We start from the raw sequence: 2125 nt of genomic DNA on the forward strand, positions 1-2125 counted from the left end.
GGGTTTTGACCACATGGAGCGTGCCACGCATATTTTAGAAGGTTATTATTTTCATTTTCGTCTGAATAAGTTTGGCTCTGGCGGGATTTTTATTGATGATATTTTGTATTTAGGCGTTGATGCAAATCGGCAGACTAATGTGAAATCGAAAAATGGATTTTATTTGGTGGAGAAATATGGTAGTAACTGGATATCAAGAAATAAATCACATGAGATATTAACTAATTATCTAATGGTGGCTGATAATGAACGGGAGAATATTTCGAGTATTATTATTAAATCAGGTGAATTTATGGAAGATATTTTCAAAGCTAATGCACCTTCTAAATTTACGCTGTGTTATTTTGAAAAAAACATGCTGCAAAAACTCAATTGGTTTACACCGGCAGCCCGATTTAAATTCCTCCAAAAAGACAGTCATCATAAGAGTGTGACTTATTTAGCCAGCCATATTGCCAGTTTACCCAAATCTCAAGAAACGCATCTGGTTGCCAGTAAAAATGGCTGTTTCTATTTACGCGATGCCTTATATCGTGTGCCTAAACAGGAAATGCGCAATTTGCGCGTGTGTATGGTTAATCCGCGCTTTTCAATGCTAGCAATGGCCAATCGATTAAAAGAATCAAATATTCAGTATAAAGATTTTGGCTATGTTTTAACGGCAACCGATTATCAGTCCCGATTACGAGGTTTTAATGCGAATAATCAAAAGCCACTTATGGGGCAGTATGCCGATGTGGATGACAGAAAGCTGGAAAAAGAAAGCGCCAATACTGCGATACAAGTGGTTCTTGGTGGGGTATCGTTGATTGCAATATCTAACCCCAGTACAATAAGTCGGCCAGGACTAGCATTAGCCACAGCCGGAACGGCAATGGCGGGTCGAGTATTATATAAAATGGGGCTCAACTGGCTTGCCAGAGATTATTTGCGCTCACATCCAACTGCGAGTCTGGCTGAAATTAGAAAAGAAGCACAACTTCAATTGTTTTCTATTTTTAACCATTTTAAGTAATTTATTGCAATATTGTGTTCTATGTCGAATCATTTATCTAAAAATAATACGGAGAATACGGCAGGTTTAAATCGTATTCACTGGAAACCCAAAATCTCGCTGCTAGTCGGTGGGATTGTGGGATTTTATTTGGCTAATGGCAGTGNGCAGGTTTAAATCGTATTCACTGGAAACCCAAAATCTCGCTGCTAGTCGGTGGGATTGTGGGATTTTATTTGGCTAATGGCAGTGATTGGTGGGTTTTAGTTGTCACTGTGGTGGGGTGTTTTTTAGTCTGTCAGGTGCTAATGAACATTTTATATAATCAATTTACTGATGAATTCCGGAAGGCCAATCATCAATTTGCAATGAAGCAATTTGAACAGGAAGCGTTTAAAGGGATGAAGCGACGCTGGATAGCTTTTATTGAGCGGCGTAAAGATTTAAAAGATTATGATAACGACCCTTATAAAACTCGGCCGATTAAAATTGTCAGTGGTCGAACGGTGACATTTAACCTATCCGGTTATCACATTGCCTTTAAAGATAGCATCATTAAAAATCCCGTTTCTTATAAAAACTTTGGACCTAATGTTAATATTTATTCTGACGCTGTGTTTGAAAAACATCTTTCTTTAATATATGCCAATAAATGGCTAGTTGAGCGCTATAAAGGGAAAAGCAAGTATCTTGGATGTAAAAAAGTTGTAATTGATACTTACTGGCGCCCATATAAAAGCTTACAACTTAATTTTAATACGTTGAATCGATTTTCTGATGATTTAATAGAAAGCTTTTATAAATTAACTACTGAAAATGAGGATGAGATATTTTCGATACTTGAGGAACATTATAAGGTTGTAAATAGAAATTCTGTAACTTGGCTAATTAAGGATGTTTATCAATATAACTATTTGGTGGATAGGAGTTATAAAACTGTATTGAATGAGCAAGTTATTTTGAATATTACTTTTATTCAATCAACAGACCTTCCTTTTTATTCAAAAGAAATAAATGAAAGCGACATGATAGAAAACTGGAATCAAGCCGAAAAAGCCTTTATGGAAAATTTTGAAATTGAGCTAACGGAAGAATTTCTCTCATTTCAAAAAGAATTTTGGCAGACCTATG

Annotated in this window: 2 protein-coding genes; both read left to right on the forward strand. The window is 36.0% G+C overall.

The window, feature by feature from the left end; all coding sequences use genetic code 11:
* On the forward strand, positions 1–1015 hold a 1015-nt coding region (locus ABVT42_RS22110), incomplete at its 5' end, for a hypothetical protein (RefSeq protein WP_367024503.1).
* 215 nt (positions 1016–1230) lie between these two features.
* The coding region (locus ABVT42_RS22115; RefSeq protein WP_367024504.1) for a hypothetical protein at positions 1231–2125 on the forward strand (895 nt) is incomplete at its 3' end.

Origin of the sequence: Aliikangiella maris (genome assembly GCF_040719265.1) — a bacterium.
Taxonomy (GTDB): domain Bacteria; phylum Pseudomonadota; class Gammaproteobacteria; order Enterobacterales; family Kangiellaceae; genus Aliikangiella; species Aliikangiella maris.